The 15,159-nt window shown below is 34.6% G+C and carries 16 protein-coding genes; 7 read left to right on the top strand and 9 right to left on the bottom strand.

All coding sequences use genetic code 11. The annotated features are described in order from the left end of the window. Positions 1–13 precede the first annotated feature (13 nt). Positions 14–1,117, top strand: a complete 1,104-nt coding sequence (locus D1606_RS06060) for a 5-methyltetrahydropteroyltriglutamate--homocysteine S-methyltransferase (RefSeq protein WP_119415131.1) — start codon at positions 14–16, stop codon at positions 1,115–1,117. Between the two features lie 170 nt (positions 1,118–1,287). Here the strand turns inward: D1606_RS06060 and D1606_RS06055 are convergent, their stop codons facing one another. The 3 genes from D1606_RS06055 to D1606_RS06045 all read right to left on the bottom strand — a co-directional run bounded on the left by D1606_RS06055 (position 1,288) and on the right by D1606_RS06045 (position 2,181). Continuing rightward, positions 1,288–1,485: a YwbE family protein gene (locus D1606_RS06055; RefSeq protein ID WP_119415130.1), complete on the bottom strand. Its 198-nt coding sequence runs from the start codon at positions 1,483–1,485 to the stop codon at positions 1,288–1,290. Next, positions 1,485–1,679 (bottom strand): hypothetical protein, encoded by a 195-nt coding sequence (locus D1606_RS06050; RefSeq protein ID WP_119415129.1) that lies wholly within the window; start codon positions 1,677–1,679, stop codon positions 1,485–1,487. The genes D1606_RS06055 and D1606_RS06050 overlap by 1 nt, the downstream gene beginning before the upstream one ends. Before the next feature lie 196 nt (positions 1,680–1,875). Next, on the bottom strand, positions 1,876–2,181 hold the full coding sequence (locus D1606_RS06045; RefSeq protein WP_119415128.1) for a hypothetical protein: 306 nt from the start codon (positions 2,179–2,181) through the stop codon (positions 1,876–1,878). Positions 2,182–2,374: 193 nt separating this feature from the next. On the opposite strand from D1606_RS06045, the gene D1606_RS06040 reads away from it, so the two are divergent. Further along, complete coding sequence (locus D1606_RS06040) at positions 2,375–4,336, top strand: thioredoxin domain-containing protein (protein WP_119415127.1); 1,962 nt, start codon at positions 2,375–2,377, stop codon at positions 4,334–4,336. A 266-nt stretch (positions 4,337–4,602) separates the two neighbouring features. After that, on the top strand, positions 4,603–6,345 hold the full coding sequence (nagZ, locus tag D1606_RS06035) for a beta-N-acetylhexosaminidase (protein ID WP_119415126.1): 1,743 nt from the start codon (positions 4,603–4,605) through the stop codon (positions 6,343–6,345). Positions 6,346–6,463: 118 nt separating this feature from the next. Here nagZ and D1606_RS06030 read toward each other — a convergent pair whose 3' ends face one another. Both D1606_RS06030 and D1606_RS06025 read right to left on the bottom strand, forming a co-directional pair. Beyond that, positions 6,464–6,961: an NUDIX hydrolase gene (locus tag D1606_RS06030; protein WP_119415125.1), complete on the bottom strand. Its 498-nt coding sequence runs from the start codon at positions 6,959–6,961 to the stop codon at positions 6,464–6,466. A 47-nt stretch (positions 6,962–7,008) separates the two neighbouring features. Further along, positions 7,009–7,188 (bottom strand): Fe3+ hydroxamate ABC transporter substrate-binding protein, encoded by a 180-nt coding sequence (locus D1606_RS06025; protein WP_119415124.1) that lies wholly within the window; start codon positions 7,186–7,188, stop codon positions 7,009–7,011. A gap of 208 nt (positions 7,189–7,396) precedes the next feature. Between D1606_RS06025 and D1606_RS06020 the strand changes: the two genes are divergently transcribed. The 3 genes from D1606_RS06020 to D1606_RS06015 all read left to right on the top strand — a co-directional run bounded on the left by D1606_RS06020 (position 7,397) and on the right by D1606_RS06015 (position 11,128). Beyond that, positions 7,397–8,614: a GNAT family N-acetyltransferase gene (locus D1606_RS06020; protein ID WP_233548032.1), complete on the top strand. Its 1,218-nt coding sequence runs from the start codon at positions 7,397–7,399 to the stop codon at positions 8,612–8,614. Positions 8,615–8,835: 221 nt separating this feature from the next. Further along, complete coding sequence (locus D1606_RS18680) at positions 8,836–8,988, top strand: hypothetical protein (RefSeq protein ID WP_158582323.1); 153 nt, start codon at positions 8,836–8,838, stop codon at positions 8,986–8,988. 268 nt (positions 8,989–9,256) lie between these two features. Next, positions 9,257–11,128: a dynamin family protein gene (locus D1606_RS06015; protein ID WP_119415122.1), complete on the top strand. Its 1,872-nt coding sequence runs from the start codon at positions 9,257–9,259 to the stop codon at positions 11,126–11,128. 176 nt (positions 11,129–11,304) lie between these two features. Here D1606_RS06015 and D1606_RS06010 read toward each other — a convergent pair whose 3' ends face one another. Genes D1606_RS06010 through D1606_RS06000 form a run of 3 tightly spaced genes read right to left on the bottom strand, consistent with a single transcriptional unit; the run spans position 11,305 to position 13,201 of the window. Beyond that, on the bottom strand, positions 11,305–12,036 hold the full coding sequence (locus tag D1606_RS06010; protein ID WP_119415121.1) for an ABC transporter permease: 732 nt from the start codon (positions 12,034–12,036) through the stop codon (positions 11,305–11,307). Beyond that, complete coding sequence (locus D1606_RS06005) at positions 12,033–12,764, bottom strand: ABC transporter ATP-binding protein (RefSeq protein WP_119415120.1); 732 nt, start codon at positions 12,762–12,764, stop codon at positions 12,033–12,035. Before D1606_RS06005 ends, D1606_RS06010 begins: the two co-directional genes overlap by 4 nt. Then, positions 12,761–13,201, bottom strand: coding sequence for a helix-turn-helix domain-containing protein (locus D1606_RS06000; protein WP_119415119.1), 441 nt, complete (start codon positions 13,199–13,201; stop codon positions 12,761–12,763). Before D1606_RS06000 ends, D1606_RS06005 begins: the two co-directional genes overlap by 4 nt. A gap of 231 nt (positions 13,202–13,432) precedes the next feature. Here D1606_RS06000 and D1606_RS05995 point away from each other — a divergent pair, with 231 nt between their 5' ends. Next, entirely contained in the window at positions 13,433–14,446 is a 1,014-nt protein-coding gene (locus tag D1606_RS05995) for a restriction endonuclease (protein ID WP_119415118.1), read from the top strand. A 24-nt stretch (positions 14,447–14,470) separates the two neighbouring features. Here D1606_RS05995 and D1606_RS05990 read toward each other — a convergent pair whose 3' ends face one another. Next, on the bottom strand, positions 14,471–14,725 hold the full coding sequence (locus tag D1606_RS05990) for a hypothetical protein (RefSeq protein WP_119415117.1): 255 nt from the start codon (positions 14,723–14,725) through the stop codon (positions 14,471–14,473). Between the last annotated feature and the right edge of the window lie 434 nt (positions 14,726–15,159).

The raw sequence follows: 15,159 nt of genomic DNA, 5'->3' as shown, positions 1-15,159 counted from the left end.
GGGGATAGATACGATGACAGTAAAAACTATTACTATACCATTTCGTTATGATCAAGTAGGTAGCTTATTACGCCCAGCCAATTTAATAGAGGCACGTGAACAATATAAATCAGGCGAAATTACATATGATGAATTGAAAAAAGTAGAAGATAACGAGATTATCCGCATTATTGAAAAGCAAAAAGAAAATGGCTTATTAGGAGTTACAGATGGTGAATTCCGCAGAAGCTGGTGGCATTTTGACTTTTTAGGCGGCCTTGATGGCGTAGAGTATTACGAGAAAGAGAAAGGTTTAGATTTCCATAACATGGAGACACGTAAGGAAGGCATTCGTGTTATTGGTAAAATAGATTTTTCAACACATCCATTTATAGAACATTTCAAATTTTTAAAACAACATGCCGGTCAAGCAGTTGTTAAACAAACAATTCCAAGTCCAAATATGCTTGTTCGACGTGTTGATATGAACGAAGAAGTGTATAGTGACATTGAAGAATTTAGAAAAGATACCATTGTAGCTTATCAAAAAGCAATCCAAGCTTTTTATGATGCAGGTTGTCGTTACCTACAATTAGATGACACGTCTTGGGCAGATCTATTTTCACAAGAAGGTCATGATAAGTTACGTGCTAAAGGTTTAGATCCAGCTGAAGAATTAAAAGTATTGCAAACGATGATTAACGAATCGATTGCAAACAAACCAGAAGATTTAACAATCACAATGCATATTTGCCGCGGTAACTATAAATCTAATTACTTTACAAGCGGTGGCTATGATTATGCTTCTGAAGTGATTTTCGGTGGTTTAGACGTAGATGGTTTATTTTTAGAATTTGACGACGAACGTTCAGGCAGTTTTGAACCATTAAAATATGTAAACCGTAAAGATTTAAAAATCGTATTAGGATTAATAACATCTAAAACAGGTGAATTAGAAGATAAAGAAAAGATTAAAGCGCGCATTAAAGAAGCAGCAACTTATGTACCGCTTGAACAACTTTGTCTAAGTCCACAATGTGGCTTTTCATCCACAGAAGAAGGTAATATTTTAACGGAAGAAGAACAATGGCGCAAACTTCGTTTTGTTAAAGAAATTGCAGAGGAAGTTTGGGAGTAATGAATTAGGAAATATGTAATTTGTGAGAAATTAGATTGCTAAGTTAGCATCTTTAACTGAAAAAACTTTATTTCTTTCAAAAGATGATAGCCAAAATAAATCATTTATTGTGAAAATAATAAAAAGCATTTAGGGAACTGAACTGGTCCTTGAATGCTTTTTCGTTTCTTTTATTTAGAGTGAATTTCCTGGACTCGTCCAATTTGTCCATCTGTTAGCCTAACTTTAATACCGTGAGGATGGGTGGCCGATTTGGTAAGGATATCTTTTACAATCCCTCTAGTAAGCTTCCCTGTTCTTTGATCCTTTTTTAAAACACTATCAACAGTCATACTTGGTAAAATATCTTTCCGATTTTGTCCGTTCATTAGACACCCATTTTTCTGCGGGTATTGCTTGCTTTTTTCGTTTGTTGGCTTTTCATTTTTTTTGTTGAATGGTCGGTATTCGGTTTTCCTTTATAAGCGGAAGCTTGGTTCTTTTTGTTTTCAAGCTGTTGCTTCACTGCATCACGCAGGCTGATTTTCTTTTTTGGTGCCTCAGAATGATTATTCTCGGTCAAAGGAATTGTCCCCTTATTAAATATATAGTTAGTCCAGTATATATATTATAGCTTATATGTGAAAGAATGTATTTAAAATACCGGGGCTGTAGTTGAGAAAAATCCATTCTGTTGGGGGTGGTGTCGAAAATAAAAAGAAGTAGTTATCAAAGAATTGATTTATGAAAGATATGTAAAAGCGCAGGTACTATAATGTTTAACCGAAATAGTTAATGATTATAGGAACTGATATTAATAGAAATGAAATCGATAAAATTGACCATGTTATCTTAGGTGGCATCTTTTTTGCTCCTTTAGTATAAAAACCAGTAAATTGTAATTTGTTCGTATAAATAACATAGACAATCAACAAAATAGCAAAAGTAAGTATATAAAAATAATTCTCCGTTTCGATACCAATTGTTTCATATAGTGTTCTTAACGGATAATATAGAATAGCTGTTAAGAAAAACAACAAAATGAGCACTCGCATAAATTCAAATAAAATTCCTACCTTACGCATTTTAAGCTGCCTCCTAAAATACCCTTTAAATTCCAATTATTATAACTGGTTTAATTATTTAAAGTCAATTATTTTTTGATCTTTATTCTCTTCCGTCCTAAAAGAGTGTTTTTGGGGCCATTATTTTATTATTAAATATAAATAATTATGGTTACAATTTAGTTTGAAGTAATTAAAGAAAGAGGGTGATCCAATGCCTAATACTGATAAACCCAATAGACTCATTGCGGAGACTTCGCCTTACCTTTTGCAGCACGCATACAATCCTGTGAATTGGTACCCATGGGGGGAAGAAGCCTTTCAAAAAGCAAAGGAAGAAGATAAACCGGTACTTGTCAGCATTGGATATTCAACTTGTCATTGGTGTCATGTCATGGCACATGAATCGTTTGAAGATGAGGAAGTTGCATCATTATTAAATGAATATTTTATCTGCGTTAAGGTGGATAGGGAAGAGAGACCTGATATTGATTCGATTTATATGAATGTGTGTCAGATGATGACGGGGTCAGGGGGATGGCCTTTGAATGTCTTTTTGACGCCTGATCAGAAGCCGTTTTATGCGGGGACTTATTTTGCAAAGCATAGTAAGTATGGCAGACCGGGTATGATGGAGATCATCCCGAATTTAGCTAAGGTATATCATGAAGATCCAGGGCAAATTGCAACAGTTGTGGACAATGTTGTGACAGCATTACATGATATGGCACAGCAAGAGAGTTCACCTATACCATCAATGCGAACGAAGGAAGCATTTCAAAATTTGCAGTCCAATTTTGACGGTATTTATGGAGGCTTTGGAACAGCGCCTAAATTTCCAACTGCTGGTCAAATTTTATATTTACTGCGCTATTATCGTTCAACGGGAAAAGAAAGTGCTCTACTGATGGCAACGAAAACATTAGAGCAAATGCATCTTGGAGGGATTTACGACCATATCGGCTTCGGTTTTGCACGATATTCTACCGATCAAATGTGGCTCGTTCCGCATTTTGAGAAGATGCTCTATGACCAAGCACTTTTATTGCATTGTTATACAGAAGCCTATCAAATTACGAAAGATGATTCCTTTAAGCAAGTAGTGTTTGAAACGATGACATTTTTACAACGAGAAATGCAAAGTCCAGAAGGTGGATTTTATAGTGCGATTGATGCAGATAGTGAAGGTGTAGAGGGAAAATATTATATTTGGTCATACGATGAAATCATTGAAATCCTTGGAAAAGAAAAAGGGACTAAATATGCCAAAACTTTTAATATTAGTCCGCATGGTAATTTTGAAGGGAAAAATATTCCGAATCTAATTAAAACGGAAAAAATGCTCCTTTCTCAAGAGGAACTGGAACAATGTCGTAAATCGCTGCTAGACTATCGAGAAAAAAGAGTCTATCCTAATGTGGATGATAAAATTCTTACTTCTTGGAATGCGTTATTAATCAGTGCATTGGCAAAAGCAGGGGCTGTATTTGAAGATAAAACATTTATCGACCTTGCTAAATCAGTGGATGATTTTTTGCAAACGCATCTTGTAAAGAAAGGGAAGTTGCTAGTTAGTTATCGAGATGGACAAGCTAAACAGTCTGCTTTTATCGACGATTATGCGAATTATTTATGGGCATTAAATGAGCTTTACTTAGCAACGGGGGATTCAGTTTACTTAAATCGTTCAGAAAAATTGGTTGAAGAGACGCTTTCACAATTCCATGATCAAGAAAATGGTGGCTTTTACATTACGAATCATGCAGCTGAAACATTAATCGTTCGAGAAAAGACTGCTATAGATAATGCTTATCCTGCAGGGAATAGCACCATTGCTATGCAACTTTGGCGACTTGGAAAACTCACTGAAAAGGAAGAATATATCAAACTAGCTGACGAAGTTCTTAACGCATTTTCCGCAGATATTAATCGATTTCCTTCCGCAACCTTGTGGCTATTGCAACTCATGTTGACCCATCAATCAGCCTCAAGTGAAATTCATCTAACAAACCCAACAGATGAAATCCACACGGAACTTTTCTCACAATATCGTCCATTTGACGTTTGGCATCTAAAACAACAAGGCGACTTTGAATTACAAGTATGTCAAAATTACAGTTGCCAATTAGCCATTAAAGATCCAACAAAAGCTTTAGAAGTATTGAAAAATAAATAAAGAATGGGGACTTGCAAGTATGCAGAGTCCCTTTTTTTATGAAAATAAACTCCACACAGCTACGAAGAAAGCTCCTTATTAATCACATAACAAATTATGAAAGATCAAATGACCAAATACATACATAAAATAGAAGGATATAATAAGCTCTAAATTGAATTTATACTAAACCTTCATCAACAGCCCCTCACTTAAATTGGGGCTTTTCGCCAGAAAGAAGAGGATAGTTAAAAATAATTCCGGTAGGAGAAAGAGAAATTAGAAAAATGCATAGAAAAAGATTTCCATGGAAAAAGCTGCTACTGATTTTTACGATTCCGCTTTTAACTTTAGCATTGTTCATGGCTGTTTACGCAATTAAAGAAAACAAAAAAACACCGGCAAAAGAGAAGACAGTGATAACTTATCATCCAACCGATAAAAAAACAGCCGATTTGGGAGATGAGCAGATTTCAAAACTTGTTGAGGAAACTTTTTCATTATCTAAGGTAGGGAAGGTTCCGAACATTCCTTTTGTTTCAGGTAAAACAGCATGGCAGGAAGTAAATAAAAAGTGGGGAAAGTCAGATTCTGTAACAGAGGCTGCTAAAGGTAGGTATGAAGGGTACGAAAGTCATCAATCTACAATTGGCTATGCCGGTAAGACTGTGAATGATTTACGATCTTATGATTCCGAACTACAAAAGATATCCTTAAATGATATTAAGAAAGTTGGAGGAGAGCCAGATGCCATTCGATATTATAAGGACAAAACGCATAATCAAATGATCCTTGTCTACCATGCATCTACTTCAACTGAATTATTATGGGTATTGTCTAATACAACAGAGCAGGAACCAAATCCTAAAGTTGACCATATCTCACTCTATACGAAAATAGATCAACAAGCACATGTTGGAAAACAGCCAGAAGTTACACTCCCTTCAGAGGTGGTTTCTAAAATGAGTTTAGAAGAAAAAATTGGGCAAATGATTCTTGCTGGGATTTCTGGAACCACGATGGATGCTAACACCAAAAAATTAGTAAACCAATTCCATATTGGGGGCATTATTTTTTACAAAAATAATTTCAACACCCCTGCACAAACCATTCAACTTGTAAATCAATTGAAAACTGAAAACAGTTCGCGTCTACCGCTATTTTTAAGTACTGACCAAGAGGGTGGACGTGTAACAAGATTGCCCGGAGGACTTACTAATTTTCCTACTAATGAACAGATTGGAAAGGTAAATAATCGTGAGTTTTCTTATAAAATCGGAACACTTTTAGGCCGAGAATTAAAAGAATTCGGCTTAAATCTCGATTTTGCACCTGTTCTTGATATTAATAGTAATCCGAATAACCCTGTTATCGGAGATCGCTCATTTGGAAACAATCTTGAAATCGTAAGTGAACTTGGGATTCAAACGATGAAAGGGATTCAGTCGCAAAACGTTATCCCGACAATTAAGCACTTTCCTGGACATGGAGATACATCAGTTGATTCTCATCTAGATCTCCCGATTGTAAATAAAAGCTTGAAGGAACTGAAAGAACTAGAGTTAATACCATTTGAACGTGCGATAGATGATGGAGCAGATGTTGTGATGGTCGCTCATATTTTATTGCCTAAATTGGATAAAACAAATCCGGCGTCTATGTCAAAAGCAATCATGACAGATTTACTTAGAAATAAACTTAGTTTCAATGGAGTCATCATAACGGACGATATGACGATGGGAGCTATCACAGAACATTTTGATATAGGCAAAGCAGCGGTAGAATCGGTTAAGGCAGGAAGCGATATTATTTTAGTAGGCCATAATTATGATAATGTCGTGAAAATTATCGCCTCTTTAAAAAGGGCTGTTCAAAATGGAGAAATTTCCGAACAAAGATTAAATGAAAGTACAGAAAGAATTATCCAACTAAAAAGGAAATATAACATTAACGACAAAAAGGTAAAAAATCCGAACATAAATGAAATAAACAACTCTATTAATAGCCTTTTGAAAAATTATTTGCATTAATATGTACAGTCAACGTTGGCGGGTAAGCGTGGGTTGAAAATGATCTTACTCGTCAACATTTATATTATTTATTATTTGGTTCACCTTTTTACTTTATTGGTATTTTAACTAATTAGTATTATTTAAGTTTCTTTAACCATCCATCGTTCCACTGGAAGAATATTTCGTCTGAAGTCAACTCGAAAACTGATTTAGGATATGGTAATGCAAGTTCAGGCATTTCATTAAAGTTGAAATAGCGTAATTCAAAAGTTTCATCGTCTATAGGGTTTAGTTCACCACTTTGAACTTCACATTCAAATAAGAACACATTGTACTCAACTTTATGACCATTTGGATACTGATAACGAAATTCCTTTCCACCAAATACTCCTAATAATTTTTTGGGAGTAACACAAAGACCAGTTTCTTCCCAAACTTCTCGAATTAGAGCTTCTGCAGGTGCTTCTCCCAGTTCAATTGCCCCAGCAGGCAGACTCCATTTTTCTTCGTTCCCTTTGTTCTGAAATAAAATTTCTCCAAATTCATTTCGAATTATTCCTGCTACACACGGCATAAAAATTAAGTCTGAACCAAGTTTATCTCTTAACTTTTCATAGTAGTCTGACATAGCCATTTCTCTTTCATCCTCTCACTAAAATTTAGCATGTGGTTTTTAAGTATTTAAAGTTGGTTTGTCTTCTTATGAAAACAATCTTCACAGATGAAACGACCTTCATTTTTTAGATAGGCTTTAATTTCCGTCATTCCTTTATGCTTTGGATAACGCATTTTCACGAAAACAACCTCATTATCCTCAATTTCTTTACTACAAACAGAACATTTAGGTTTTTCTCCAAACAATTTTAATTCCCCATTCCTTTTAGACTTTATATATGAATTTTTATTCTATATTTAGTAAGCGCTTATCTCGATGTTTAAGCCTATAATCAATTATTTATATAAAAGTTCTATAACTACTTCAAATAGACCTGCCAAGATTTATCCTTATATTTCGATTAGTTTGATACAAACTGGGAAACATAAAGAAAACGGAAAAAGGGGAACTATGATGAAATCGAACTTACATATGCGGGAAATAAAGCAAACAGAGATTAAACAATCGATTGAGTTACTTAACTATGTTTTTCAAATGAATTTATCCATCAACAAAGATCGTCTCTTTGTGTCAGCTAAATCCACACAGTTTGATGAAGGGGTTGCGCTTGGTTGGTTTGACGGGGATCATTTGGTTGCGCAAATATTAAATCTGCCATTTGAAGTCAATATTCATAATCGTGTTTACAAGATGGGTGGAATCACAGCTGTTGGAACATATCCTGAATATTCTCGCCACGGTTTAATGCATAAATTAATATACGCAAGTCTAAAGCAAATGAAAAAAGACGGCTATACGATTTCTTATTTATTTCCATATTCAATTCCGTATTATCGAAAAAAAGGTTTTGAAATTATGAGTGATATTGTAGAATATCAAATTCGAGATACCCAAATTCCTCATTATGATAATATTCCCGGACAAGTGCGTCGTGCATCTACAACCGATGAAGATGTGAAAAATGTGTATCATCAATTTGCGATGCGTACACATGGTGCGATGATTCGAAATGAAATTTCATGGAACGAAAAGTATCAGGAAGATTACTGGGAGGAAAAGTTTATCGACAGTGATGCCAATTTACAGGCTGCTGTTTATTATGATGAAGAGGGAAACGCGCTTGGCTATATGTTCTATCGAATCATGGAAGAAAATTTCTATATCGATGAACTCATCACTTTAAAAGAAGTAGCTCGAAAAGCCCTTTGGAATTTTATCTATGCTCATCAATCCATGGTCTATAAAGTATTTGGTAAAACAACCGGTAACGAGGCAGTCGCATTTCTGATGCAAGATAGCGAGATCAAACAAAGTCTGTCCCCTTATTTTATGGCTCGGATTGTTGATCTAATCGGTTTTGTGAAGCAATTTCCTTTTGCAGAAAACGAATTCCATATGCGCTGGGCTATTAGTGACCCATTAGCCGAATGGAATCAAGGTACTTTTGAAATCTACTCCGATGAAAAAGGTCTAAAAGTACAGAAAATTTCTGATGAATTAATAGAAGATGTTGTTCAAATGACCGTCCAAACCTTAATAACAATGCTGCTCGGTTATTTAAGACCAATTTATTTATATAAAATAGAAAGAATAAAAGGAGATCCCTCCTCCATCCTCTTATTAGAAAGAATCATTCCCACAGGCGTCCCAACATTTGTAGATTATTTTTAGAATACCGATAGTTGTTTCTAAAATGGAGAAAGAGTTGTGCAAAAGGGATTCCGAGTTGTGCCAAAGAGAGTCTGAGTTGTGCAAAAGGAATAGTGAGTTGTGCAAAAGGGGTTCTGAGTTGTGCAAAAGGGAGTGAGTTGTGCAAAAGGAATAGTGAGTTGTGCAAAAGGAAGTGAGTTGTGCAAAAAGGATTCCGAGTTGTGCAAAAGGAATAGTGAGTTGTGCAAAAGGGAGTGAGTTGTGCAAAAGGGATTCCGAGTTGTGCCAAAGAGAGTCTGAGTTGTGCAAAAAGGATTCCGAGTTGTGCAAAAGGAATAGTGAGCTGTGCAAAAGTAGCCACCCAGTTCCAACAAGGAAACAAAGTTGGTTCATGACTCACAAATTATGATAAAGGAACCACAAATTATAGCAAAGCGAACCAAATAACAAGTCATTAACCGATCAACCAGGAAAAAGAAATGTACAGAATCTTTATAAAAACAATGTTTTATATTAAAAGTACTATATAAATAGTGAAAAATAACTATTCACAATACTAAATTAGTCTTTACAAAAAAAGATTTATGAATAAAAAATATTAAACAACACCCGTTGAATTTCATGTATACTAAAGAGTAAGCAGTATTAAAGGAGATTTAACGGATGGATAAAGACCTAATGAAGATTGCCGACTTAAAAGAGAAATTACCTATTCGTTGGGAAGATGATAAACTTGCAGATTTTTTACAAAATTTTGTAGAAAAACTAACATATTTAAATACATTACTTTCTCAAAATTCATATGTAAAAGAAACAAACAAAATCTTAAAATATATCATTCAAGATGCAACGAATAGCACGATGGTCTTATTAGCTGGTATGACTGGTAATGGTAAAACAACTTTAGTTAATGCTTTATTGAAACGAACAATTTTTAGTTCAATGGAAGTAGCGACAGAAGTAAACACCATTATTTGTTATGGAGAAAAAGAAGAAGTTCGTGCTCATTTTTTAGATGGACAAGTTGCTACATTTGATATGGATAAAGTAGAATTGTTCACAGTTTTAGATACATCAAGCGCCAAACTTTTAAGAGAAAGTCTTGATTTTATCGAGATTTTTATTTGCAATGATCTCTTGAAGATGGTTACGTTAATAGACACAACACCAATTCAAGTTTCTGGTAGTGAATCTGCATACTTGAAAGAGACTATATTAAATCGTGCGGATGATGTATTTTGGATTTTTAAACATGGAAATCCTATAATTCCAGCTGAACTAAATTTACTTAAAAAGCTGAAAGAAAAGAAAATAGTTCCATTAGGGATTTTAAATGGCCTTGATTTAATGGGGCTGAATGAGCAAGCCATAATTGCATCGTATGAAAGCCAGCTTTCCGACCATGTAAGAGATATAGTATGTATTTCTTCAAAAGAAGCATTTGACTCTTTATCAGCTAATGATGATGAGCAATGGAACAACAGCCAAATTGAACTTGTCATTAAAGAGTTGGAGAAGACAGCAAATAACCAAGCGAAACGATTATCCTATTTGCAAGAACGATTTATCCATTGGCTGAAACGATTTCAAACTGAGATTGAAATCATTCCAGAGCGTGAACCATATTGCTCTTCACTTCTGATTTTGAAAGAATATATTGAAAATTTCGATATGCGACAAATTACAGAAGCTGCACAAAATCAATATTTTAGTGAGCTAACGGAACAGTATAAGATACATAGCGAAAAATTTAAAAATGTAGAAACCTTATATCAGTTAATCCAAGTAATGGATGACAAATTATTTAATAAACATCGACCAATAATTAGTTTTGTTCAACAAGCAAAAGATTATCTAACGAAAATTAGAGACTATCGTAAAATTCTTCAAGAATATGAGGCCCTCTATGAACTTGTAGATAAAAAACACCAAAAGACTAATGGCATGAAATTATTAAAATATATTTTTAAAAACGGTAGTGACGAAGCATATTTCGTCGAAAAAATTGAAATTCTCAACGAACAACAACAAATTTTAGAGAGAAAATATCATCTTCTTAAATTAGAAGAAGAAAAATTACTAGAATCTTTTATAAAAGTAAAAGATCTATTAAATAATATTGTCCAAGAAAAGTTATCATGGATTCTAAAAGATTGCTCGACTATCGCACTTCAAAGAAAGTCTGAGAATGCCCAAATTCAAAATGCAATCGCAAAGTTAAAAGGATTTAATAGTATTGTTGAAGCGAAAAATTTTATCATAAAATTTGTAAACGACTGTGTATTAACAGATGGCATCAATTTAACAGAAGAAGAGGAAATCAAATTACAAGAAACGCTTCAAACGATTGAAAGCGTGGAATTTGAATATCCAAGCTATATCCGTCAATATGAACAAATAAAACCAATGACGAATGACCAATTTCAAACTATGGTTGCTGAAGAAAATCCATTCTATCCATTGAAAATAACTGAAGACAATATCCTCATTGAACTAGAAGAACCACCAGAGATATTGTCGTTAAGGATTGAGTAAAGTTTCGATAGAGGATTCTCTGAGAAAAGTTATGCCTTGCAACACTATCATCAGCAATTTATATAAAAAACAACTTCAAATCTTGTCCTAATGGGCATCGTTGAAGTTGTTTTTTTATATTAGTAGAAATATATGATTAGCATAATATACATTGTAAACTTTTCAGTCTGATATTCTTATATTGATTTCATCTTTTTATGGAATAAGGTGACCGCGATTGCTAATAGCACAATACCGTAACCCGCTACTACTCCAAGATGGGGCCAAATATCTTGATAATTACCGGCTAAAGCAGCCTTTCCCATTTCTACTGCATGGACGAATGGAAGGGCATAGGCAATATCACGGAAGGCGCCACCAACAAGTTCTAAGTCAAACCAAGTGCCAGATAACCAACCACAAAGATTCGTTAAGAGAGCTCCTGATATGGCTGTAGCAGCCTTTTCACTTAATGTTGAACCGATTAATAATCCTAATCCGATGAAAATAAGGGATACCACAAATAGTAACAGGATTGTTGGGACAATTGACCAAGTCATCTTAAGTCCAAGGATAATCGCGCATAAGAAGCACACAACACTTTGTAACAATGCCATTGGAAGAAGCGGTAATGTATAACCTAAGATAAAATCCATTGCTGTCATTGGTGTTGTAAACAATCGACTAAGTAAAGCAGTTGTTCGGTCTTTTGCTATCAATTGTGCAGAAAAGAGTGATAAAAAGGAAAGTCCAAACACCGCAATGCCAGGCGTTAAGTTACTTACCGAAAATAGGTCAACCGGAATGTTTTTATTTATAATGGATAATAAGACCAGTAAAATAACCGGAAAACCTAATCCGAAAAATAGGGAAAGTGGGTCTCTTATAATTTCTAATGTATTTCTTTTGGCAAACACCATAGCTCTCATGCTTTTTCACCGTCCATTACTAACTTAATAAAGGCATCTTCAAATTTAGTCGTTCCAGTTTGCTGTTTCAGCTCATCACTTGTACCAGCTGCTTCTAAACGACCATTTTTTAATATGAATATGCGGTCAGACAAAGCATCGGCTTCTTCCAAATAATGTGTTGTCAATACAATCGTTGCTGTTCCTCTAATTTTCTCAATTACTTGCCATAATTCACGGCGTGCTAAAATATCTAACCCCAGTGTTGGCTCATCTAAGAAGAGAACTTTTGGTTCGCTAATAATAGCCATTGCAATACTAAGGCGACGTTTCCAGCCACCGGACAAAGTTTTACTTTTTTGTTTCTCTACAGTCGATAAATTGAAATTTGCTATGAGCTCATCCGTTTTAGACTTCGTTTTTTTACGATCGAAGCCGTGCACACCTGCCATAAGCTCTAAATTTTCTCGAACGGTCAAATTGGGGGCGATAGCTGTTTCTTGAGGAGATACGCCAAGCAATGATTTTACTTGATGAGGATCTTTCACAATACTTTTGCCATGTATCAATGCATCACCAGCAGTAGGTGTTATAAGACCTGTTAATAGATTGATTAACGTTGATTTACCGGCACCATTAACACCGAGTAAGCTGACTAATTCACCTTGAGCAACAGATAAAGAAACGTTGTCTACTGCATGTTTTTCTCCATAATATTTTGAGATGGACTGGATATCAATTGCGTTCATTTTTCATCGTCCTCCTCCTCTAAAAATGCTTGCTGAAAGAATTTCTTCATGTAGTGTTGAGGCACAATTCCCAATCCGCGTTCATCATCACCGACAATAATCAGTTGTGCGCCAGATTGAATGTTAAACACTTCACGCGCTTTTTTGGGTATGACAATTTGCCCACGTTCACTCACTGTAACAATTCCGAACATATGCTTCCCACGAGGGGGTACATCAACTCCAACTTCTTTACTTGAATAGTTCACTAAATCATCGAGTGCCACATCAAACAATTCTGCTAACTGTGAGCAAAGTTGAATATCGGGTAGTGATTCACCTTTTTCCCATTTTGCGATGACTTGTCGTGAAACATTGAGTTTTTCAGCTAATTGTTCTTGCGTATAATCATATCGTTTACGCAAGTTTTTCAAATTCGTACTTATCAAATTTTTCATATTAGACCTCCTAATCCCTATTATAGATGGATATGATGGAACTTGGTAGCAACAAAAGGTGACATTCATGTTATGATTCATGGAATTTGATAATTTTGGAAAAATAGCAATAAAGAATTAGATGCTACTTAAAAATGTAGTAATTATCACTCATTTAATTGGAGGGTATATTTTAATATAATAATGGTAAGGTAAAAATATAAATAGCCTTGGAATTTAAGAGGTGTAGAAATGGAAAGCCAAGTATGCACAATACATAATATGAAGACAGAAAAGGTTTTAAATGGTCGAAAAATTGTTATTTTCTGTCCGGAATGTGCGAAAAAGAATATGGATATGATTTTGAAAATGGAGAAAAACCAAGAGTCTTCTGGAAAAGCAGCTAAATTGGCTCAGGAAAGGAAAATCTCAATTTCAGAAATTTGGAAAGGTATTTGTTTAAGTGCATATCTATTAATTTTTCCTTTTTTGTTAGCTTTATTTTTTCCATACATACATAGTAAGAGTTATGTTGAACGCTTAGTTTATATTTATCAGAACTATCTCTTTCATCCAGTCGGTCTTGTATTAATTGTTTTTTTCTTTTGTTTCGGTGTTTATTATATTCTTCAAGCGACGAAAAGAATTGTATCTCTGCAAAAGAAGAAAATTCATATAATTCAATCTACGGAAGAATTATCGCAAATTCTTGATGAGTTTTTGTCACCGAAAAGAGTAGACATGTTAACAGAATTTGTAAAAGGTTTATGGGAGCGATTTGAAAAGACTTATGGAATTATGGGAGACAATGATATGTCTCAAATGTCGCTTCGTGAGTTACAAATTTTTACGATAAAGTCTCTTAAAAAGTTTGGTTATCAAAATATTCAATTTAATAGTCATTTTGATTCAGATGAATTTGGAATTCAATATTTTGCTGAAAATAATAATGAGAAACATGCAATAAGTATTGTTAAAGACGAAATTATTATAACAATGGATGATATTCATCGAATTGCGATTGGAAAGGCATATTTTGGATGTAATGAGTGTATATTAGTGACTGCATCCAAGCTAACTGAAGATGCGAAAACCCTAGCTGAAAAATTATACATAAATGTTTGGAATCAAGAGAAGATGAATGGATTATTAAAAAAGAATATTGCAGAACAATGGTCGAAAGTTCTAGAAAATTACTATGATTATTCAGATCACGATTTAGCTAAGTATGCGAGCTTAGAAATACAAAGAATGCAAAGATTTTAATAAGTAAAAAGAGAGGAGCAGCAATTATTGCGCTCCTTTTTTTGTGATTTGAAACTGGGAAGTGAGTAGAAACGCAATCGCAGCCGAAATCATTGCAATGATAAAGGACGAAATAGATACTGAAATTCCAAATATAGTTGTACTAGGAGCAGTTGCTTGCATATACCAAGCAGAAGAAATATCTGGCGTATAAACCAACGTAAGAAATAACCCGCACAATACTTGTAATACAACAAATGCGACTGCGAATGTAAGAAGATAGATTATTAACTTTTTCATTATTTGGTACCTCCTTTGATAGATAGTATACGGATGAAAGTGATGAAAGGTTTCATGGTGAGTTGTGCAAAAAGAGGCTTGAGTTGTGCAAAAAGAGGCTTGAGTTGTGCAAAAGGGAGTGAGTTGTGCAAAAGGGGGCTTGAGTTGTGCAAAAGGGAGTCTGAGTTGTGCAAAAGAGAGCTTGAGTTGTGCAAAAGGGAGTGAGTTGTGCAAAAGGAAGTTTGAGTTGTGCAAAAGGGGGCTCGAGTTGTGCAAAAGGGAGTCTGAGTGATTAAGTCCATATAATTGTGTAAAAAGAAAAAGAGTCAAATTAATCCCTCTTGGTTACAATGTTTTCATCGACGATAAACAATGAGGAGGAATTAATAATGACCCAACTACAGTTTAACCTAAATGTGGACCTTTTAAAAGATTCTGTAATAAATTCTAATATC

The sequence above is a fragment of the Rummeliibacillus sp. POC4 genome (assembly GCF_003576525.1).
Classification (GTDB): domain Bacteria; phylum Bacillota; class Bacilli; order Bacillales_A; family Planococcaceae; genus Rummeliibacillus.
Note: the sequence above shows the minus strand (reverse complement) of the source record. Positions and strands in the feature narration are given on the sequence as shown.